Raw genomic sequence first — 20,783 nt, forward strand, 5'->3', positions numbered from 1 at the left:
CGCTGTCCGTGCGCGCTCACTCGGCGCGTCGACTCGGGTACTCATTGAAGCAGCGTGGGGTTCAGCAGCACAGCGCGGTTCACGAGACGCCGAGCGAGCCGGCGTCGTCGTCATCGGTGCCCGTGTCGGTGACGACGTCGTCAGAGTCGGCGTCGGGTTCTGCCTCGTCATCGAGGACGTGAACCGGGGCCTCGTCGTAGGGGTCGTTGATCGTGTCGTCGCTCATGTCAGCTCCTCGCTCGTCGAATGTTCGTCCTGGCCCGTCGTCGGTGTGCCAGCGGCCGCGCGTCACTCGTCGCGGCGCGAGGTGAACGCGCTGCCGACACTGCCACTCGGGCGATGCGCGGGTACGTCGGGGCGGGCCTCGTCGCGTTCTTCGCCGTCGACCCGGGACGCGACGTGTCGCTCGCCGTTGATGGGCTCGCCGTCGTCGAGCCCGTCGGACGGGTCGTCGCGGCGCGAGCCTGCTGCATCCGAACGTCCTGCACCTGCGAGTCCTGCGCCGGCGCGTCCTGCGTCCGAATGGCCGCCGCTAGAACGTTCTGCACGCCGCGAGCCACCGTCGCGTCGCTCACGCTCAGCGCTCACGGGCGCATCGTCGAGGCGACGCACGACGGTGAACCAGGTGGTGGCGAAACCGGCGACGAGCGCCAGCAGCGCTGCGGGCCACAGCTGAGCGGCGAGCCAGATCATCGGACGCTCCCCGCGTCGCCCTCGTGTTGCTCGTCGAGTTGGCGCAGGTCGCGGCGCGTCGGGTAGAGCGCGGCGGCGAGCAGCCAGGCGATGAGGGCGCCGAGCACGAAACAGGCGAGCATGACGAAGACGCTGTCGATCACGAGGTTCATCGGTGCGCCTTCACCGTGCGGACGCCGTCGACGTGCGACGCGGCGTCGCGCACCGAGTCGATGGCGTCGTTGCCCGAACGCGCCGGGACGACGGCGGTGACGTCGCGGCCGTCGACCGAGACGGAGACCTGAGCGACGCCCGTGCCGGCGACGCTGCGCTCGACTCGCTGCTGCAGGTTGGATTCGATCGAGGACTTGCCGAGGAACGCGGCCGCAGCGCCGAGAACGAGTGGGACGACGACGAACGCCGCCCACCACGCCCGACTGAGTCGGGCGCGCACGCGCGTGCCTGAACGCTCCACTGCGTCTCCTTCGTTCTTCAGGTGCTCATCGTCGAACGTCGCCCATTGTGCCTGGCGTCACCGACAACGCCGTCGTCACGCGCCGTTCGATGCGGCGCCGACACCCGGTTCGTCGCGGTTCGGAACGCCGCCCTGGGCCGCCTCGCCCACCTGGTCGAGGCGACGGAACGGGTGGGCCGCCTCGATCTGCAGGGCCAGCCGCAGCAGCGTGTTCTCGTCGCCGATCTGCCCGGAGATCATGACGCCGACCGGCAGCCCGTCATCGGTCCGTCCGAGCGGCAGGCTGATGGCGGGTGCGCCCGTCGCGTTGTGCAGCGGCGTGAAGGCACAGTAGGCGAGCACGCGCTCGAGGTGCGTCTCGTAGTCGAGATCGCCTGCGAGATAACCGATCTCGGGTGCGACGTGGGCGAGGACGGGCGAGACGAAGACATCGGGGCCGCTCGCCATCTGCGAACGGTACACACGACCCGACGCCTGCAGACGCGCGAGGAACTTCGGCGCGTGCGCGAGCCGGCGGCGTCCCATCTGCGCGAGCCCGAGCGTCAACGGGTCGAGCTTGCTCGCGTCGAAATCCTTGTGGAACAGGCGCTTGCCGCCCGCCACCGTGTTGAACGCGAGGAAACCCCAGTAGTCGAGAAAATCCTGTTGGAACGACTCGGGAATCGTCGGTTGCCAGTCGACGATGTCGTGCCCGAGCCCGCCCAGCATCGTGAGAGCCGTGTCGACGGCGGCTCGCGTCGGTGCATCCGACGGAGGCGCGAACGGACTGTCGTGCATGAACCCGATGCGCAGCGGGCGCGTCAGCTCGGGGTGCGACGTGACGTCGATCGGCGGTAGGCGGCGCGCCGGGTGCACGCGCTGGGCGTCCTCGAAGAACGTGACGGTGTCGCGCACCGTGCGCGTCAGCACCGAGTCGGTGACGATCTTCACCGGCATCTGCGCGGAACTCTCACCGATGATGAGGCGCCCGCGCGTCGGTTTGAGGCCGACGAGGCCGCACGTCGCGGCGGGAATGCGGATCGAGCCACCACCGTCGTTGCCGTGCGCGATGGGGACGACGCCCGACGCGACGAGCGCCGCCGAACCGCCGGAGGAACCGCCCGAACTGCGCGACGTGTCCCACGGGTTGCGCGTGACGTTGCCGCCAGGGCGTTCCGTCGTCGCCGTCCAGCCGAACGGCGGCATCGTCGTCGTGCCGATGGGGACGATGCCCGTGCCGAGGATCTGCGTCACGACCTTGCCGCTGCGGCGGCTGCTGACGCGCGGCATCGCCTCCGAACCCTGCGTCATCGGCACGCCGGCGACGACGACGTTGTCCTTGAACGCGCTCGGCACGCCGCGCAGCGCGGCGTCCGGATGATCGTGGCGCCCACCTCCGAGGCCCGCGTCGATACGACCAGCACGCTGACGGGCGCGCTTGGCATCGATGAACTCGATGGCGTTGAGCACCCCGTCGACCTTCTCGGCGCGCGCGAGCGCAGCCTCGACGGCCTCCGTCGCGCTGACGCGGCCCGAGTCGATGGCGTCGGCGAGCGCTGTCGCGTCCATGTCACCGAGCGCATCGTCGGTGAACGCGTGGATCTGCTTCGGCCTCGTCTCGGACATCATCTGACCCCTTTTCGTCGTGGCAGCTTCGATCTGCCAGTGTGCCGCCTGCGACGCCGCCTGTGGGCCGAAGCGCGCAACTCGGGTGGCCGATGCCGCCCGTGTCGCCGATGTCGGCATGGCCTCGACGATGGTGGTGGCGGTGCGTGCGAGGGCACGCCTCCCTGGGCATGGTGACGGTTCAGCGGCCGAGGTGGGCGCGAGGTTCGGGGCGGGGATTCCGTTGTCGTGCAGCAGGGTTCGCGCCGCGTGCCAGCCGCACATGCCGTGGACGCTGGGGCCCGGCGTCGTCGCTCCCGAGGCGAGGTAGACACCGTCGGCGGGTGTGCGCCAGGGCGTCGGTGACACGACGGGACGCTTGAGCATCTGCGTCATCGTGACGGCGCCGCTCGCGAAGTCGCCGCCCGCGAAGTTGGGACTGACGTCCGCCGCGAACTCGTCGGCGCGCGTCGCTGTTGAGGCGAGCACGAGGTCACGGAAACCCGGGGCGTGCTCCTCGACGGCGGCGAGGACGGCCTCGGTGGCGTCGACGTCACTGTCGAACGGCACGTGGACGTACGCCCAGAACGTCGCCTGCCCGGCCGGCGCGCGCGTGGAATCGACGACACTCGGCTGCACGGCCAGAACGTAGGGACGCTCGGGCACCCGCCCGCGCGCGACGTCGTTCTCCGCCGCCGCGATCTGCTCGCGTGTGCCGCCGAGGTGCACCGTGGGGGCCTCGCCGATGCGCGGATCGCTCCACGGGACCGGCCCGGCGAGCGCCATGTCGACCTTGCTCACGCCGCTGCCCGGCTTGAACCGCTCGAGAGCGCGCCGATAGCGATCAGGCAGGCGCGCGGCGGCCATCGTCAGGAACGCGGGGACGCCGACGTCGAGCACGGCCGCGTCGTACTCGTCGAGCTGCGCGAGGTCAGTGACCTCCCGCCCGAGGTGGACGCGCCCACCGTGCGCCTCGAGGTCCGCGACGAGCGCGTCGACGATCGCCTGTGAACCACCGACCGGCACCGGCCAACCCTGCGCGTGCGCGGTTGCGCTCAGCATGAGCCCGCCACCGGCCATGGCGAGAGTGGGGTGGCGGCCGATCGTGTGCGCGGCGCACCCCGTCAGCATCGCCGGGGCGACGTCCTCGACGAACCGGCGTGACCATGCGGGCGTGCCCGCCTCCAGGACGCGCGCGCCGTAGACGGCCGCCGCGATCGGGTCGCGTGGCACCCGCAGCAGCGTGTTCATCGTCATGTCGGTGACGCCGCGCAGGCGCTCGACGACGGGGCCGAGGAAGGAGCGGTAGGCGTCACCGTCCGCGCCGAGTGCGTCGGCCGCACGGTCGAGGTCGCGATACCCGATGCCGCTACGGCCCCCCGGCAACGGATGTGCGAACGAGGCCTCGGGCACGACGAGGTCGATGCGCCGCGCAAGGTCGAACTCCTGGAAGAACGGGCTCGCGAGCGCCATCGGGTGGACGGCGCTCGCGACGTCGTGGCGAAAGCCCGGCAGGCTGAGTTCGCGGGTGGCCGCGCCACCGCCCGTCCATTCGTTGCGTTCGAAGACGTCGACGGCGAGCCCGGCGCGCGCCAGCGTCACGGCCGCGGCGAGACCGTTGGGTCCGGCGCCGACCACTGCCACGCGCGTCAAGTTCATGCGTGAAGCGTAAGGACGCGGCTACGGACGCGGGGCGCCGGGGACGAATGTGACCCAGAATCGCAGGTGTGCACGGCTCAGAAGCGGACGTCGGCGGGGGCGTGCGTCGTCGGCAGACGCGCCTCGACCCAGGCTGCGTACCCGCCGATGACGTCGGTCGCGTTGACGAGCCCGACGTCCTGAAGCGCCCGCGCCGCGACGCTCGAGGAGAAACCGTGGCGGCAGATGACGATGTATCGCGTCTCCCAGCTGCTCGCCTCCGGGATGCGCCACGCGTTGCTCGGATCGAGACGCCACTCGAGCACGGTGCGGTCGATGACGAGCGCACCCGGGATGTTCGCGCTCTCGGCGCGATGCCCCGCCGTCCGCGTGTCGACGATGACGGCCCCACGCTGCTGCTCGTCGAACGCCTGGCGCGGTGTCAGCCGACGCCATCCCTGACGCACGCGCGCGAGGTAGGCGGTCGAACCGCGGTCGCTGTCAGCTGGCATGGCCGGGCCGGTGGGGCGGACCTGCGACGGTCGCCTGGCTTCGTTCGTCCCCTTGTTCGGGGTCATGTGCGCCGAATGATCTCGGTGTCGTCGTCTCCGCCGCGCCCGTGGCGCGGCGCGCTCGCGCCGTCAGTGCCGACGTCACGACCGGGACGTCCGGGGCGCATGGCCTGCGTCCGGGCGCCGTCATCGCCGTTGTCGGCGCGCACGGGACGGAAGGCCTGCGTCCGCGCGTCATCGTCGCCGTCATTGGCTCGCGCGGGCCGAAGCGCCTGCGTCCGGGCCTCGTCGCGTGACGTGCCGTAGGGCGGGGTGTGGTCGACGGCGGCTTCACCCGAGCGCTCGTACCACCGCGTCGAGCTGGGCGTGTCGTCGAAGTCACCGAAGTCGTCGTACGGGCGACTGTCGGCGCGGCCACCGAGCGGGAGGGGACGCTCGGCGGCGCGCGATGCGTCGTCGAGACGCTCGTCGGTGCGAGCGTCCGCCGGGTGCGCACCTTGCGCAGAGCCACCCTCGAGCACTCCCGCGCGGCGCTCACGCCGACGCCGTGAGGCGCGCGAGATGGCACGCACGATCGCGAGGAGGATCGCCAGCACGAGCCCGAGCGTCAGGCCGAGCACGAGACCCGTCCAGTTGTCGACGACGTCCTGGCTCGAGCAACTGCGCTTGAGTTCGGGGTAGAGATCCTGCAGCGTCTCGATGCCCGGCGGCAGCGCGAACAACACCATGACGCCGAGGATCTTGCGCCACACGCCGTCGAGCAGCATGACGCCGACGCCTGCAGGCAGGAACAGCCACACGTTCGGGGGCCGCGAGCCGGCGCTGAACCAGTACTCACGGGCCAGAGGCCGCCACACCGACCAGTCGCAGCCCGCCGTCGGCACGCCGAAGTAGTCGTTCTTGACCGGGCTCAACGTCACGACGGCCGCGACGACGAGACACCACGTCAGCAGTGCGAACCCGAGCCGATCGGCGCGTGAGCGGCGCGTCGGGAAGAGCAACGTCGTCAGCAGCGCGAGGACGAACCCGCCGAGCACGGCCGGGCCCGTCCAGGGAAGGGCCTTGAGGATGAGCTGCAGCTGCTCGAGCATGACGCCTCCAGGGCTTCCCGGCATGGATTGGGTGACGCAACACGGTAGCAACCGAGCGTGACCCGTTCGTTATCGACGCGCGGGCGGTGGCGTTGCGACCGCCGCTTCTCGTCGGACGGGAGCCGTCATCGATTCAAAGCGCTCCCCGACGGGATCTTTCGCCCGCGAGCGTGCCCACCACGGCAGCGCCGACGCACGTCAGCGCGACGAGGCGCAGGACCCCGGACACCCCGCCGCTGAGCCCGTGCCAGAGACTGAAGGTGATGGCCGCCATCGACCCGACGATCGCGCAGGCAGCCACGGCGAACCCCCAGGCTTCCGCGCGCCGACTCGAGCACCATCGCCATCGATCTCGGAAGACGCTACCCAGGGCTCGTGCTAGTCCGAGGAACGCTGCAAGCACCAGGAGGCCGGCCTCCATCGGTCCGATCCCCAAGGCCACGACCAGCGCGAAGGAGTACGTCGGCACGAGGATTGCCGCGCAGAGCAGCGCGACGATGCCGAATGTCACCGCCGCGTTGCCGGCGGAGTGACGGCCCACCCCATCACCAGCGGGCGGCCGCGCCGGACTCTCGCGAGCAATCTTGAGCATCCTGAGCGCGATGAGGGTGATCGACAGCAGCGTGATGGCCATGAGTGAAACGGCGCGATGCGTGCCGGCCTCAGAGGCTTCGCACAGGTCATCGACGTTGCATCGATGCGGACCCAACCACACATCATGGCCCGACCAGCGCCAGCGGTATCGAGTGCTCACGATCAGCAGGAGCCAGACGCACGTCGTCAGCCATGGCCGCCTGCTGATCTGTGAGATTCGTTTCACACCCCCAGTCTGCCGTCCGAACGCCTCGGTAGCGGCGATGAGCGGACCGATCTACCCCCGGTATGCCTCGAGGTTGCCGTTTAGCGCCCTTAGCCCCAGTGGATGCGCTGACGAAACACCCCGGCCCTCGCATGGAGGGACGGGGTGTTTCACGTGAAACGCGCTGACGAATCAGCCGCGGATGCTCGCGTCGAACGCGCCGAGTGCGGCCGTCGCGCCGGAGCCTTCGGCGACGACGATCTGCTTGTACGGCTCGGTCGTGACGTCGCCGGCGGCGAAGATGGCCGGGTCGGACGTCGCGCCGCGGTCGGAGATGACGATCTCCTTGCGCTCGTTGAGGTCGACGACACCGTCGAGGAACTCGGTGTCCGGCAGCAGGCCGATCTGGACGAACACGCCCTCGACGTCGATGCTCTTGCTCTCGTTCGTCTCGCGGTCGGTGTACGTCAGGCCGGTGACGCCCTTGCCGTCGCCGACGACCTCGCTCGTCGCGGCCGACAGGATGATGTCGACGTTGGGCAGCGACTTGAGCTTGCGCTGCAGCACGTCGTCGGCGCGCATCGTGTCGAGGAACTCGACGACAGTGACGTGCCCGACGACACCCGCGAGGTCGATCGCAGCCTCGACGCCGGAGTTGCCGCCACCGATGACGGCGACGCTCTTGCCCTTGAACAGCGGACCGTCGCAGTGCGGGCAGAAGGTGACGCCCTTGTTGCGGTACTCCTCCTCGCCCGGCACGCCCATGCGACGCCAGCGGGCGCCCGTCGCGATGATGAGCTGCTTCGCGCGCAGTTTGGCGCCCGTCTCGGTGACGACCTTCTTGAGGCCGTCCTCGTCGGTGATGGACGCGACCTTCTGCGCCTTCATCACGTCGATCTCGTACTCGTGCAGGTGCGCCTCCAGCGCGGCGGCGAGCTTGGGGCCCTCCGTGTACGGCATCGAGATGAAGTTCTCGATGGCGTTCGTGTCGAGCACCTGACCACCGATGCGCTCGGCGACGAGCCCCGTGCGGATGCCCTTGCGCGCGGTGTAGATCGCGGCCGCCACGCCCGCGGGGCCACCACCGATGACGAGGACGCCGAACGGCTCCTTCTCGCTGAGCTTCGCGGCGGCCTTCGCGTCGGCGCCGGTGTCGAGCTTGCTGATGAAGTCTTCGACGGTCATGCGGCCCTGGCCGAAGACCTCGCCGTTGAGGTAGACCGTCGGGACGGCCTTGATGTCGCGTGCCTCGATCTCGTCCTGGAACGCGCCACCCTCGATCGCGATGTGGTGGATGTTCGGGTTGAGCACGCTCATCGCGTTGAGCGCCTGCACGACGTCCGGGCAGTTCTGGCACGTCAGCGACATGTACGTCTCGAAGTTGAACGTGCCCTCGATGTCGCGGATCTGCTGCGCCTGCTCGTCACTGATCTTGACGGGGTGACCACCGACCTGCAGCAACGCGAGGACGAGCGACGTGAACTCGTGCCCCATCGGCAGACCCGCGAAGTGGACGCCGACGTCCGTGCCGGCGCGAGCGATCTCGAAGCTCGGGCGACGCTCGTTGTCGTCGGTGCGCTCATAGCTCACCTTGTCGTGCAGCGCCTCGATCTCCTTGAGGAGCTCTTCGGTCTGCTTCGACTTGTCGGAGTCGTCGAGGCTGGCGCGCAGCACGATCGGCTCACGAAGGTTGCCGAGCAGCTGCTGCAGCTGGGCTGTCATGTTGGCATCGAGAACGGCCATGGGGTGCCTCCTGGTGTCGGCGGGGAAACGAGAAAAGAACGGATTGGCCTGGGCGGCGAGGTGTTCAAGCAGGGTGTGCAAGCACGGTGTGACGAGGACACGCCCACGATCCGGGGCGGGCAGGTCACGAGTGGACGGCGACGAGAGCCTTGGGGGCGTTCTCGTCACCCTCCACCCGCGGCCTGAGGGCCAAAACTCTGCACTGCAGGGTTTCAGTCCTCAACCGGGGCGGTGCGGACTGAAACTCCGCCATGCCGAGTTTCAGACCTCAAGCGATCACGCCAGGCCCGGCGCCGCCCCGCCGTCGATGACGGTGAGGCGGCGACGGCCACGACCTGGCGACGATCAAGCGAGCCTGGAGGCTGAGCCTGCGAGAACTGAACTCAGATCTTGCCGACGAGGTCCAGCGACGGGGTCAGCGACTCGGCGCCCTCTTCCCACTTGGCGGGGCAGACCTCGCCCGGGTGGTTGCGGATGTACTGGGCGGCCTTGACCTTGCGGACGAGTTCGGCGGCGTTGCGGCCGATGCCTTCGGAGGTGACCTCGGTGAACTGGATGACGCCGTCGGGGTCGACGAGGAAGGTGCCGCGGTTGGCGAGGCCCTCGTCCTCACGCAGAATCTCGAAGTTGCGGGAGATCTGCAGCGTCGGGTCGCCGATCATCGCGTAGTTGATCTTGCCGATCGTCTCGGACGAGCCGTGCCACGCCTTGTGCGTGAAGTGCGTGTCGGTGGAGACGGAGAAGACCTCGACGCCGAGCTTCTGCAGCTCGTCGTAGTAGTCGGCGAGGTCGCCGAGCTCGGTCGGGCAGACAAACGTGAAGTCGGCCGGGTAGAAGAAGAAGATGCTCCACTTGCCGGCGACGTCGGCCTCGGAGACCTCGACGAACTCGCCCTGCTTGAAAGCGGTGGCCTTGAACGGCTTGATGGTCGTGTTGATGAGCGACACGTCATGCTCCTTCGCGTTGGGGGTCGGCGGCGAGCGTGGCGCCGCCGCAAGCATTCCTTAACTGGAATGACTCCATATTAGCGTCTCTGGTCGCCATGTCCAACAGCGGGCCGCATGAACATCGCGTGAACGACCCGCTCCTCTTCGGCGTACTCCGGTTTCTCAGTCCCACGGCGGTGCACACATCTGCGATTTACGGTCACATTCGTTCGCGGCGGCGCGGTCGGGTCTCGACCAGGTTCACCGCCCGGCCGTGGCAACCTGGGGCCACGACGACCCACGAGCACACCTCCCCGCTTCGGGGCGTCATGATCTTTGCGCGAGACCCGGAAACGTCATGCCGGTGGTACACCGAGCACGTCCTGCGTTTGGAATCGACTGCCCTGCAAGTTGATTCGGGGTTCTGGTTCGTCGAGGTCGACGGTGTCGAGATCGGTTTCCACCCCGCCGACGACGAGCGCAACCCGTTCGGTGCCAGCGTCGTCGCCTACTTCGCGACGGGCAATCTCAGCACCCACCGCGAGGAGCTGCTCGCTGCCGGCGCACGCCATCACCGTGGGCCGCTCGTCATCGACGGCGGACGCAGTATCTGTCAGCTCGTCGATCCGTTCGGCGGCATCTTCGGCCTTGACGGCCCACCCTGACGCCCGGCGCGCCCGAACATCGCCCGGAAACGCGTCAGGCACGACGCGTTTCCGGGCAATGATCCTCGAGCACCGACGAGCCTGCGCCTCCGCAACCGGCGCAGCGTCGAGACACGGCTCAATCTGCCGTCACGCGCCCCACGACAGGCCGAGCAGGGTCTGCACGACCTCCTCGACGGCGGCCGGGCGCGGCGGTGCGCCGTACGTCGCGACGTGCAGTTCGCGCCCCGCGCCAACGACGGGATGCGTGACGACGCCCGGGTTGCGGTGGCCCGCGAGCGCCAGGGCGGGCAGCAGCGTCACGCCGAAACCGGCGGCGACGAGGGCCTGCACCGCGACGACGTCGTCGCTGGCGAACCCGATGTCGGGCTCGACGCCGACGGCCGCGCACAGATCGAGCAGCCCCGTGCGGCAGCGCTCACACCCGGCGATCCATCGGGCGTTCGACAGTCGGCGCAGCTCCTCCGGTCGCAGCGCTGTTGCGCCCCCGACACCAGACGCCCCGCGAGACGGCTCGACGAGGTGCAACGCGTCCCACCCGAGGTGTTCGACGGTGACGTCGTCGTCGAAGTGCTGCCCGGAATACGCGAACGTGATGGCGACGTCGACCTGCCCCGAGCGCAGCAACGTCGCGGCTTCCGGCGGTTCGACCTCGACGATGTCGAACGTCAGGCCGGGTGCTGTGTCGGCGAGCGTCGAGAGCAGCCGCGGCACGATCGTGCTGCACGCTGAAGGAAAGGCCGCGAGACGCACGTGCCCGGCAGCGAGCGTCGTCATGGTGTCGAGTTCCGCCTCCGCGCGCCGCAACAGGCCGAGGATCTCCTCGCCGCGCGCCGCCAGACGGGCGCCGTCGGGCGTCAGTCGTACCCCACGCCCGACGTGCTGCACGAGCACGGCGCCGGTCTCCTCTTCGAGTCGGCGCAGGTGGTGCGAGACCGTCGGTTGCCCGCAGCCCAGAGCCGTCGCGGCCGCGCTCACCGTCCCTTCCCGCGCGAGCGCGACGAGGGCTTCGAGGCGTTTCATCTCCACCCCCTCAATGTATCGGCGTCATCGATGCGATCGAGTGATTGCATGTATTGGACGGATGATTCGCCGTCCCGCACGCTGGAGGCATGACGATCCTGCCGCTGCCCACCCGCGAAACCGCCGCGCCGCACGACCTTGCGTCGAACCCGCAGATGCAGCCCGCCAAGCCCGCCCTCGCCGCACCGGCCACCGGCGCCACCGGCGACACCGGCTCGGCAACCCCGGTCGTCTCCTTCGACGGCGTTCTCGCCGCCGCCGAGGTCCTCGCTGCACACCTCGTGCCCACGCCGACGTGGCGGTACGCGGCACTGAGTGACGCGGTGGGCCGCGATGTCGTCGTCAAGCACGAGAACATGAACCCGACGGGCTCGTTCAAGGTGCGTGGCGGCCTCACGCTCGCGAGCCGTCTCGACACCGACGAGCGTTCCGCCGGTCTCGTCACCTGTTCCACGGGAAACCACGCGCAGTCGATCGCGTTCGCGGCACGCGTGGCCGGGACGCGCGCCGTCATCGTCATGCCCGCGTGCGCGCCGAGCGTCAAGGTCGACGCGGTGCGCGCCCTCGGCGCCGACGTCGTCATCGAGGGCCCGACGCTCGCCGAGGCATCCGCTCACGCCCGCCACCTTGCGGAGACGAGCGGCATGCGGTTCGTCAATCCGGGCAATGACCCGGCGATCATCCACGGCCACGCGACGGCGTATCTCGAACTGCTGCAGTCGAACCCGAGCATCGACGAGATCTACGTGCCGATCGGCAGCGGCTCCGGCGCCGCCGGCGCGTGCCTCGTGCGCGACGCGGTCGCCCCGCACGTGCGCGTCATCGGCGTGCAGTCCGACGGCGCGACGGCCGCGTACGACTCGTGGACGAGTGGCTTCATGCAGAGCCGCCCCGCGACGACGCGCGTCAGCGGCCTCGCGACGGCGCACGGTTTCGAGACGCCGCAGAGCATCATGCGCGGCGACGCGGGCGGCGCCGGCAGTCTCGGCCTGCAGGGCTTCGACCTCGTCACCGACGACGAGATCGACGCCGCTGCAACGCTTCTCGCCCGTCACGCGCGGGTGCTCGCCGAGGGCGCCGGCGCTGCCGCACTCGCCGGTCTCATCGCGCGGCAGGGCACCCAGCACGGCACGACCGGCCTCAACGCCCGAAGCTCCGGCACCGCCGCCGTCGTCGTGACGGGCGGCAACGTCAGCGCTGACGAATGGGCGCACCTCGCTGCAGCGATGAGCTGACGCTCGAGGGCATCCGCTCAGGTGCGGCGAGCACTGGTGCCCGGTGGGCGCTGGTGCCCGGTAGGCGCTATGACCACGTGGGCGACCCGCTGATCCGCGAGTGACGGCGTCTACCGAGGACGAACGAGCGGGGCCGGCTCCTTCACCAGGAAGGAACCGGCCCCGTTCGTCATGTCGAGCACGTCAGGCCGACTTGACCTCACGCTTGGTGAGGCGGACGAAACCGAGCACCATCGGCAGCACGAGCCACAGCGCGAGCGTGACGGCGAGCTTGCCCCACTGGTCGCCGCTCACGGAGCCGTCGATGAGGGGTGCCATCGACTGCTGCGGGTTGACCCACTCGGCCGCCTTCTGGCCCCATTCGCCAGCCAGGTTGAACAGGGAGACGACGATCGGGATGAACAGGAACGCGCAGATCGCACCGGGCGTGTTCTGGATGAGAAGGCCGAACGCGACGCCCATGCCCGCCTGCAGCAGCATGTAGGCGAACAACGTCGCGTAGGCCGTGCCCTTCATGTGCCAATCGGCGTCCCCGCTGCCGAGCGAGCCGACGAGCAGCGTCAGCCCGGCCGCCACGGCCAGCGCGACGATCGTCGCCGTGACCGCTGTGAGGAGCGTCGCCGCCAGCTTCGCGAGCACGACGCGCCCCCGTCGCGGTTCGAGGGTGAACGTGATGAGCCCGGTGCGTTGTGACCACTCGCTCGTCACCGCGAGGATGCCCAGGATCGGCACGAGATAGTTCATCGGGATAAGGGTGGCGCCGATGAGGTCGAAGAACTTCACGCCGTCGCGCTCGGTGTACGCCACCAGGGCGGAGGCGAGCACGATGAGCAACGCGGTGATGGCCATGAGCCACGTGCCGGCGCGGGTGTCCGTCAGCTTGCGCAGCTCGACGGAGAGCAGTTGGCCGAAGCCGATCGGCGTCGACTTGCCGGCGTCACCGAGACGCTTGGGCAGGCGAGCGTGCGTCGGCGCGGCCGAATCCAGCACACCACCGCCCGGGCCGCCCGCATACAGCGGCTGCATGCCGGGGCGCCCTGTCGGCGCGCCCTGCATCTGCGGCGGTCCCGACGGCGCGCCCTGCGGCTGACGCTGCTGCGGCTGGTTGGGGTTGATCGGTGTGCTCATCGTGCGACCTCCCGGGAGTCGGCGGCGGTGAGGTTGAGGAACATCTCTTCGAGGCCCGCACCACCGGCGGCGCCGAGCTGGACGAGCACGATGCCGTGCTGCGCGGCCACGCGGCCGACGTCGATGGGTTCGGCGGGCGTGTGGATGCCGGTCTGGGTGCGCTGCACCGGGATTCCGGCGGCCTGCAGGGCGGAGGCGAGGGCGGCGTCGTCGGTGCTCGCGGCGTTCGTGCCCGCACCGCGCAGCAGCTCCTGCTTCGAGCCCTGACGCACGATGCGTCCGCGTCCGATCATGACGAGGTCGTCGGCGACCTGCTCGACCTCGTGCAGCAGGTGGCTCGACAGCAGCACGGTTCCGCCGCGCTCCGCGTACGAGCGCAACAGCCCGCGCATCCAGCGGATGCCGGCCGGGTCGAGACCGTTCGCGGGCTCGTCGAGGATGAGCACGTCCGGGTCGCCGAGCAGCGCGTGCCCGATGCCGAGGCGCTGACGCATGCCGAGCGAGTAGTCGCCGACGCGTCGCTTCGCCTCCGCAGGCGTCAGGCCGACGACGTCGAGGATCTCGGTGACTCGGTCGGCGGGCAGCCCCATCGTCTTCGCGCCGATCGTCAGCACCTCGTGCCCGGTGCGTCCGACGTGCTGCGCGCTCGCGTCGAGCAGGACGCCGACGTGGCGGCCCGGGTTATCGAGCTTGCTGTAGTCCTTGCCGAGGATGGTGGCGTGACCCCGCGTCGGCGGTGTCAGCCCCGTCATCATCCGCATGCACGTCGACTTGCCAGCGCCGTTCGGGCCGAGGAAGCCGGTCACGCGACCCGGCTTGGCCTGAAAGCTGACGTTGTCGACCGACACGGTGTTCCCGTAGACCTTGGTCAACCCCTCCACTGTGATCATGGTCTCAACCCTAGGAGGCTCACGCCGCGTCAGGCCGCATCGGCGTGTCATCTCATCCTCCCGGCACCGAGGATTCATCCGCGCGACGGAGCCTGCGTCATCCTTGCGATGGATGCGCGGCGCGCGATGCGAGCATGGGCGCATGAGTGACACGACGCGCGGCGAGCGGTTCGTCGGGATCGACTTCTACGAGCGCGACCTCGACGGGGCCCGCTTCGTCGACTGTCGGTTCACGGCGTGCGACTTCACGGAGAAGGACCTTGTCGACGTGACGTTCGAAGGATGCGCCCTGTTCGACTGCCGCTTCAACGACACCACACTCGAGCGGGTCGCGTTCACCGGCGCCACACTGAGCGGTTGCTCGTTCGCGATGACGACGCTCGACGGCTGCAAGATGACCGGTTCGACGTTCGCCGACTGCGGGTGGCGCCACACGACGATGGTCAGCGGGCAGTGGGCGATGGTGACGATGCGTCAGCAGAAACTCGACGGGCTCGACTTCACCGGCGCCCGCCTCAGCGACGCCGACCTCAGCGAATCGTCCCTGCGCAGAACGGTCTTCGCCGACGCCGACCTCAGCGGCGCCAACCTGCGCGGGGCCGACCTACGGGACGCCGACCTGCGCGGCGCCCGCGTCGACGGCATCGATCTCGCCCAGGCACGCTTCGCGCAGACCCGTATGGACGTCGACGCGGCGCTCGCCGTCGCAGCGGCGCAGGGCATCGTCATCGGGTGACGGGCATCAGCCCGCGCGTCTCGGAGGATGCGCGATCAGCGGGTTGCCAGGCGAGTAGGCCGTGGTGAGACGCGTCGTGTCAGCAGCCGTCGTCGCCGGGCGTGGGGGCCGTGTCGCCGGCACCACCGGCGTCGGCGCGGGCGAGCAGCACGAGATCGCGCGAGTCGAACGTCGGGCTGTAGGACGTATGCGTGTAGCAGCCGCCCTGATGATGACCGCCGATGACGCCGATGACCTGCTGCTCGCTGTGCCCCTTGCTCGTCACGGTCGTGACCCACGGCGAGCCGCTGCTGCCAGTCGAGTACCCGTCGCAGTGGAAGACGGGGTCGTTGTCATCGTCAAGAACGGTGGTCTGGCAGACGATCGGCATGTCGGAGTCGTTGTTGTACGACTGGACGGAGACTGGCGTGCCGGCCGCGCGGGAGCGCCCGACCTCCAGCTCGTAGGCGCCCGTGGCGTCCTCGATGTGCTGGACGTTCTTGCCGCTGCCGTGCGTCTCGATGCTCAAGAACGCGACGTCGGCGTCGGGATCCTGATCCTTCATCCATGCGGAGTCGAGGAACGCGGCCTTCACCTTCCACGTGCCCAGCGGACGCGCCCCACCCGAGTACTGCGGGACGAAGACGAGGTCGTCGGACTTGCCGCCGAGGCAGTGCGCGGCCGTCATGATGACGTCCTTGCTCTCACTGTGGACGACCGAGGCGGTGCAGAAATGCGCTTCGTCCCCACCGTCGGAGGGTTCGATGAGCACCCCGGTTCGGGACGTCGGGTTGGCACCGGCCGCCTGAAGGGTGCGGCCCCCTTCGGCCGTCGGTGCGGCGGTGAAGACGAGGGCGCCGATGCATCCGGCGGCGACGAGCGCCCGGCGCGCACGGGTGAGGTGGAGCAGCTGACCCATGACACCTCCTCGACCGCGCGGGCATGCTTCGTACCGTGTGGTACATCGGCGTGGCGGCAGGCAGCGTTACGCAGCTCTCCCCCCATGGAGGGTGGGCGCAGTACATCTGCAACGCGTTCAAGGGTGGCCAGTCATGACGCTCTGGTCACGACCCGCACGCAAGACGGGGCTTGCACTCGGGAGAGAGGCGCGTCGGTGTGGAGCACGAGAAAGCCGGGTGCGTCTTGCATGTTTCACGTGAAACACGCGACCTGCACCCGGCCTTGTGGCATCGATCGTCAGTTCGTCGGGAACCCGAGGTCGACCTGGCTCTGCGTCGGGTCGGGCCAGCGCGTCGTGACGACCTTGCGGCGCGTGTAGAAGTTGAACGCCTCCGCGCCGTACATGTGGGTGTCGCCGAACAGCGACTTCTTCCAGCCGCCGAAGCTGAACGAGCCGACGGGCACCGGGATCGGCACGTTGACGCCGACCATGCCGACCTCGATGGCGAACTCGAACTCGCGGGCGCTCTTGCCGTCACGCGTGAAGATCGCGACGCCGTTGGCGAACTGGTTCGCGTTGATGAGTTCGACGGCGTCCTCGAACGTCTCGACGCGCACGACCGACAGCACCGGGCCGAAGATCTCCTCGTCATAGACCTTCATGCCGGGCTTGACGTGGTCGACGAGGCTCGTGCCGATGAAGAAGCCGCTCTCGTCGAAGTGCTTCTCGCGGCCATCCACGACGACGCGCGCACCCTCGTCGGTGGCGCCGGCGACGTACGAGGCGACGCGGTCGCGCGCCTCGCGCGTGATGAGCGGACCCATCTCGGAGCGCTCGTCGAAGCCGTCACCGATGACGAGCTTGCCCATGCGCTCGGCGATCTTGTCGACGAGCGGGTCGGCGACCTCCCCGACGGCGACGAGCACCGACACGGCCATGCAGCGCTCGCCCGCCGATCCGTACGCGGCGCTGACGGCGGCGTCGGCGGCGGCATCGAGGTCGGCGTCCGGCATGACGACCATGTGGTTCTTCGCGCCGCCGAGCGCCTGCACGCGCTTGCCGTTCTTCGACGCGCGCTCGTAGATGTACTGCGCGATCGGGGTCGATCCGACGAAGGAGACGGCCTTGATGTCGTCATGGTCGAGGATGCCGTCGACGGCCTCCTTGTCGCCGTTGACGACGTTGAGCACACCGTCGGGCAGGCCGGCGTCCTTGAACGCCTGCGCGATCCACAGCGCGGCGGAGGGGTCGCGCTCGCTCGGCTTGAGGATGACGGTGTTGCCGCACGCGATCGCCGTCGTCACCATCCACAGCGGCACCATGGCCGGGAAGTTGAACGGCGTGATGCACGCGACGACGCCGACGGGCTGGCGCACCGAGTGGACGTCGACGCCCGAGGAGACCTGCTCGGAGAACTCGCCCTTGAGGTGGTGCATGAGGCCCGCGCAGTACTCGACGTTCTCGAGGCCGCGCACGACCTCGCCCGCGGCGTCCGAGACGACCTTGCCGTGCTCAGCCGTGATGATGCGCGCGAGTTCGTCGCTCTTCGCCGTGACGATCTCGCGCAGCTTGAACATGACGGCGGCGCGCTTCGTCAGGCCGGTCGCGCGCCAGGCCGGCAGGGCGGCACGTGCGGCGTCGACGGCCTGCTCGAGGTCACTGACGCTCGCGAGCGCGACGCGACCGCTCACCTCACCCGTCGCGGGGTTGAACACGTCCTGTTCTCGGCCGGTTCCGGCGACCTCGCCGCCGTTGATCCAGTGGCCGATCTGCTTGATGTCACTCATGGTTCACACCTTCGTCTCGTGGGTCCCGCGATGCGCTCGTGGCTGTCTGCGGGGTTCTGGGTGGTCAGTGGTGCGAGCGCCGCGTCGGGCTCGGTGGTGGTGGCGCGTGGGGCCAGCGATGGTGCCGCGTCGGGCCGGGACTGGTCGTCCGTGGCCACGCGACTCGCGCGGGCGTTCGGTCAGGCGTCGCGGCGTGCGCCGCCGTGGACGTAGCCCTCGGGCAGGCCTTCGGCGTCAGGGTCGACGGCGGCGATGACGACGGTGCAGTCGAGCTCGCCGCCACCACCGTCGACGGCTTCGGCGAGGCGTTGCGCGGACAGGCCCGTCGCGGGCAGGTGCAGGCCGTGATCGGCCGCGGCAGCGAGGGCGAGACCGATGTCCTTGAGCGCCAGATCCGCGCGGAACGACGCGGCGAACTCGTTGTTGACCGCGGCCGTCTCGACGACGCCGGGCACGGGATACCACGTCTGCAGCGCCCACGAGTTGCCCGAGGAGACGCTCGCGATCTGGTGGAACGTCTTCGCATCGAGGCCGAGCTTCTTCGCGAGCGTGGCCGCTTCCGAGAGGCCCTGCACGGCGACGAACAGCATCATGTTGTTGACGATCTTCGCGGCCTCACCCGTCGTCGGGCCGCCCGTGGCGAAGAAGTTGCCGCACATGGGCTCGATGAACCGGCGCGCACGTTCGACGTCGGCGTCCGCACCGCCGACCATGAACGTCAGCGAGCCGGCCTCGGCGCCGGAGATTCCACCGCTGACGGGCGCGTCGACGAAGTGCAGGCCCTTCGCGGCGGCCGCGTCGTGCACGGCCTGGCAGGTCGCGATGTCGACGGTCGAGGAGTCGATGAGCATCTGCTCGGGCGTCGCATGGGCGAGGATGCCGTCGTCGTTCGAGGGTTGGGAGCCGTCGGCCGCCTGAGCAGCTCCGAAGTAGACGGCGCGCACGTGCTCGCCCTTGGGCAGCATCGTGATGACGGCGTCGGCGCCTTCCATGGCCTCCGACGCGCTGCCGGCCAGCTCGACGCCCGCGTCGGCGGCAGCCGCGCGGCAGGCATCGACGACGTCGTGGCCGCGGACGGTGAAACCTGCCGCGATGAGGTTCTTCGCCATGGGCAGGCCCATGTTTCCGAGGCCGATGAACGCGACGGTGGTCATGATGCTCCCCTGGGGTCGTGGGTGCGCACACGCCATGGGTGGGCGTGAGCGACGATGCTCGATGCCCGCCACTCTATGACCTGCATCACACGACCAGTGGATCGGGGCCCACCCGGCGCGCTCTCGTCACCCGCGCGACTCACCCGCGCGCGACGGCGCCCTTCGCCGCGGCCCACGACCCGAAGTGCTGACGCACCGCAGCGCCACTGGGCGCCGTGCGGCCGGCGTCGCATTCGCTCTTCATCCACGCGCCGTAGGCGGTGAAGGAGGTCGACGCGACGTCGGGGCGGCCGTCGTCGGCTGCGGCGGCGAGGAAGGCGGCGACGGCCGCGCGGTAGTCGTCGTCGGAGAACGAGCCGGCGCCGCGCGAGCGTCCGGCGTTCGCCGTCAGCCCGAGCGCCTCGGCGGCGCGCGCCCACGACCCGCCGCCGAGGCGCTGACGGATCGTCTGCGACGTCGGCGGCCACACCGCCACACCGACGCGGGCGACGATGCCCCGCTCCTCGAGATACGCGCTGCGCGCCGCGTCGTACTGCGCGGCGCTGATCGACGAACCACCGGCCTCGGGTGGCCCGCCCGTCACCCGCTCGTGGAGGAGGCGATACGCGGCTTCGGGGCTTTCGTCGTCCATGGGGTCATTGTGGCGCAGCCGCCCCGCCATGCCGGCCGTCGTGTCGATACGCCGGCCGACGGCCCTCGAGGCGTCTGCGTCGACACCAGAGAGAATACGAGGCCACCGATGCATGAATGCGGCATCGGGCTCCCGTCGTCGGACGTCAAGTACGGCGTCCGGCAACGTATACGGGCGACGCGGACGTCGTCGTCATCGTCATCGTCGAGACGGTGCGGCGACTACGCGACCGCGCGGCCGTCGCCATGTCTGCCCGAAAACGCGTCCTTCATGACGCGCTTTCGGGCAATGATCAGGCGCCGGGTCGTCGCTGTCCGCGTGGTGATGGCGATGGTAGAACCCCGGACGAATGTGACCGAAAATCGCACAGGGGAACGAGAATCGCCGCAGCGGACGGGATTCGCGGGGTGCGCAGTGACGGCGGCGACGTGGTGCGGCGAGGGCTCGACGGGTCGCAGAGCCCTCGCAGGCGTGGCTGGCCTGGAGGTTCCGGCGCGTCCACCCCGTCGGGCGTTGCATGCCGCTGCCGTGCGAATTATGTTGAACAGATGGCAAAAATTGCATTCCTCACCAGTTCTGAAGGCATCGAGAGCGTCGAGCTGACCGACCCCTGGAAGGCCGTCACCGACGCGGGCCACACGCCCGTCCTCATCTCGCCCGAGTCGGGCGAGGTGGACCTGTTCGACCACCTCGAGAAGTCGGGCACGCAGAAGGTCGACGTCGAGCTGTCGGACGCCGACATCAACGACTACGCCGCGCTCGTGCTGCCCGGTGGCGTCGCCAACCCCGACAACCTGCGCGCCGTGCCGGAAGCCGTCGACTTCGTCCGCCAGTTCGTCACGGGCGGCAAGCCCCTCGCGGCCATCTGCCACGCTCCGTGGATGCTCATCGAGGCCGACGTCGTGCGCGGCAAGCGCGTCGCGTCGTTCCCGAGCCTCCAGACGGACATCCGCAACGCCGGCGGCGAATGGGTCGACGAAGAGGTCGTCATCGACGCGAACCTCATCACGAGCCGTAACCCCGACGACCTGCCCGCCTTCGACAAGGCGCTCCTCGACGCGGTCGAGAAGGCCTCCGTCTGAGGTTGGCCTCGACAACGTCTCCTCGTGAGGCTTGTCGCCAGTGGGTTCCTGGCTGAGGTTCACCCCTCATGCGACGCCCCGGTTCGTCGGATTTGCTCACGCTGCCGACTGCCGGGGCGTTTGCATGTCCAG

General features: G+C 69.6%; 21 protein-coding genes. 4 read left to right on the plus strand and 17 right to left on the minus strand.

The window, feature by feature from the left end:
* Positions 1-79: 79 nt before the first annotated feature.
* From ABH936_RS02005 to ahpC, 10 genes are all read right to left on the minus strand, one after another.
* Positions 80-226, minus strand: coding sequence for a hypothetical protein (locus ABH936_RS02005; RefSeq protein WP_404602408.1), 147 nt, complete (start codon positions 224-226; stop codon positions 80-82).
* A gap of 62 nt (positions 227-288) precedes the next feature.
* Positions 289-693 (minus strand): hypothetical protein, encoded by a 405-nt coding sequence (locus ABH936_RS02010; protein ID WP_404602410.1) that lies wholly within the window; start codon positions 691-693, stop codon positions 289-291.
* The gene (locus ABH936_RS02015) at positions 690-845 is read right to left on the minus strand and encodes a hypothetical protein (RefSeq protein WP_404602412.1); all 156 of its coding nucleotides are present in this window, start codon (positions 843-845) and stop codon (positions 690-692) included. The genes ABH936_RS02010 and ABH936_RS02015 overlap by 4 nt, the downstream gene beginning before the upstream one ends.
* Entirely contained in the window at positions 842-1,147 is a 306-nt protein-coding gene (locus ABH936_RS02020) for a hypothetical protein (protein ID WP_404602414.1), read from the minus strand. The genes ABH936_RS02015 and ABH936_RS02020 overlap by 4 nt, the downstream gene beginning before the upstream one ends.
* A 75-nt stretch (positions 1,148-1,222) precedes the next feature.
* The gene (locus tag ABH936_RS02025) at positions 1,223-4,390 is read right to left on the minus strand and encodes an amidase (protein WP_313956466.1); all 3,168 of its coding nucleotides are present in this window, start codon (positions 4,388-4,390) and stop codon (positions 1,223-1,225) included.
* A 77-nt stretch (positions 4,391-4,467) separates the two neighbouring features.
* The gene (locus tag ABH936_RS02030) at positions 4,468-4,881 is read right to left on the minus strand and encodes a rhodanese-like domain-containing protein (protein ID WP_074040152.1); all 414 of its coding nucleotides are present in this window, start codon (positions 4,879-4,881) and stop codon (positions 4,468-4,470) included.
* 62 nt (positions 4,882-4,943) lie between these two features.
* Complete coding sequence (locus tag ABH936_RS02035; protein ID WP_074040112.1) at positions 4,944-5,972, minus strand: hypothetical protein; 1,029 nt, start codon at positions 5,970-5,972, stop codon at positions 4,944-4,946.
* 133 nt (positions 5,973-6,105) lie between these two features.
* A complete protein-coding gene (locus tag ABH936_RS02040) occupies positions 6,106-6,792 on the minus strand; it encodes a hypothetical protein (protein WP_404602417.1) in 687 nt (228 codons plus the stop codon).
* A gap of 171 nt (positions 6,793-6,963) precedes the next feature.
* A complete protein-coding gene (gene ahpF / locus ABH936_RS02045) occupies positions 6,964-8,514 on the minus strand; it encodes an alkyl hydroperoxide reductase subunit F (protein ID WP_404602419.1) in 1,551 nt (516 codons plus the stop codon).
* Positions 8,515-8,897: 383 nt separating this feature from the next.
* A complete protein-coding gene (gene ahpC, locus ABH936_RS02050) occupies positions 8,898-9,461 on the minus strand; it encodes an alkyl hydroperoxide reductase subunit C (protein WP_038570018.1) in 564 nt (187 codons plus the stop codon).
* 125 nt (positions 9,462-9,586) lie between these two features.
* Between ahpC and ABH936_RS02055 the strand changes: the two genes are divergently transcribed.
* Positions 9,587-10,105 (plus strand): VOC family protein, encoded by a 519-nt coding sequence (locus ABH936_RS02055; RefSeq protein ID WP_404602422.1) that lies wholly within the window; start codon positions 9,587-9,589, stop codon positions 10,103-10,105.
* Between the two features lie 129 nt (positions 10,106-10,234).
* Here the strand turns inward: ABH936_RS02055 and ABH936_RS02060 are convergent, their stop codons facing one another.
* Complete coding sequence (locus ABH936_RS02060; RefSeq protein WP_241725333.1) at positions 10,235-11,128, minus strand: LysR family transcriptional regulator; 894 nt, start codon at positions 11,126-11,128, stop codon at positions 10,235-10,237.
* Between the two features lie 89 nt (positions 11,129-11,217).
* Here ABH936_RS02060 and ABH936_RS02065 point away from each other — a divergent pair, with 89 nt between their 5' ends.
* Positions 11,218-12,363 (plus strand): threonine/serine dehydratase, encoded by a 1,146-nt coding sequence (locus tag ABH936_RS02065; RefSeq protein WP_404602424.1) that lies wholly within the window; start codon positions 11,218-11,220, stop codon positions 12,361-12,363.
* Between the two features lie 183 nt (positions 12,364-12,546).
* On the opposite strand, the gene ABH936_RS02070 is transcribed toward ABH936_RS02065, so the two are convergent.
* On the minus strand, positions 12,547-13,491 hold the full coding sequence (locus ABH936_RS02070) for an ABC transporter permease (protein WP_404602426.1): 945 nt from the start codon (positions 13,489-13,491) through the stop codon (positions 12,547-12,549).
* Positions 13,488-14,381: an ATP-binding cassette domain-containing protein gene (locus ABH936_RS02075; protein WP_038566425.1), complete on the minus strand. Its 894-nt coding sequence runs from the start codon at positions 14,379-14,381 to the stop codon at positions 13,488-13,490. Before ABH936_RS02075 ends, ABH936_RS02070 begins: the two co-directional genes overlap by 4 nt.
* Positions 14,382-14,523: 142 nt before the next feature.
* On the opposite strand from ABH936_RS02075, the gene ABH936_RS02080 reads away from it, so the two are divergent.
* Complete coding sequence (locus ABH936_RS02080; RefSeq protein ID WP_038570010.1) at positions 14,524-15,117, plus strand: pentapeptide repeat-containing protein; 594 nt, start codon at positions 14,524-14,526, stop codon at positions 15,115-15,117.
* Between the two features lie 79 nt (positions 15,118-15,196).
* Here ABH936_RS02080 and ABH936_RS02085 read toward each other — a convergent pair whose 3' ends face one another.
* The 4 genes from ABH936_RS02085 to ABH936_RS02100 all read right to left on the minus strand — a co-directional run bounded on the left by ABH936_RS02085 (position 15,197) and on the right by ABH936_RS02100 (position 19,569).
* Entirely contained in the window at positions 15,197-16,015 is an 819-nt protein-coding gene (locus ABH936_RS02085) for a trypsin-like peptidase domain-containing protein (protein WP_241725309.1), read from the minus strand.
* A 278-nt stretch (positions 16,016-16,293) separates the two neighbouring features.
* Entirely contained in the window at positions 16,294-17,784 is a 1,491-nt protein-coding gene (locus ABH936_RS02090; RefSeq protein WP_006943506.1) for a CoA-acylating methylmalonate-semialdehyde dehydrogenase, read from the minus strand.
* Between the two features lie 179 nt (positions 17,785-17,963).
* Complete coding sequence (locus ABH936_RS02095; RefSeq protein WP_404602430.1) at positions 17,964-18,938, minus strand: NAD(P)-dependent oxidoreductase; 975 nt, start codon at positions 18,936-18,938, stop codon at positions 17,964-17,966.
* A 139-nt stretch (positions 18,939-19,077) separates the two neighbouring features.
* Complete coding sequence (locus tag ABH936_RS02100; protein WP_404602432.1) at positions 19,078-19,569, minus strand: hypothetical protein; 492 nt, start codon at positions 19,567-19,569, stop codon at positions 19,078-19,080.
* Positions 19,570-20,117: 548 nt separating this feature from the next.
* Between ABH936_RS02100 and ABH936_RS02105 the strand changes: the two genes are divergently transcribed.
* The gene (locus ABH936_RS02105; protein ID WP_241725306.1) at positions 20,118-20,651 is read left to right on the plus strand and encodes a type 1 glutamine amidotransferase domain-containing protein; all 534 of its coding nucleotides are present in this window, start codon (positions 20,118-20,120) and stop codon (positions 20,649-20,651) included.
* The last annotated feature ends 132 nt before the right edge of the window (positions 20,652-20,783 follow it).

Source organism: Dermacoccus sp. GAS27A, assembly GCF_044909235.1.
Lineage (GTDB): Bacteria > Actinomycetota > Actinomycetes > Actinomycetales > Dermatophilaceae > Dermacoccus > Dermacoccus nishinomiyaensis.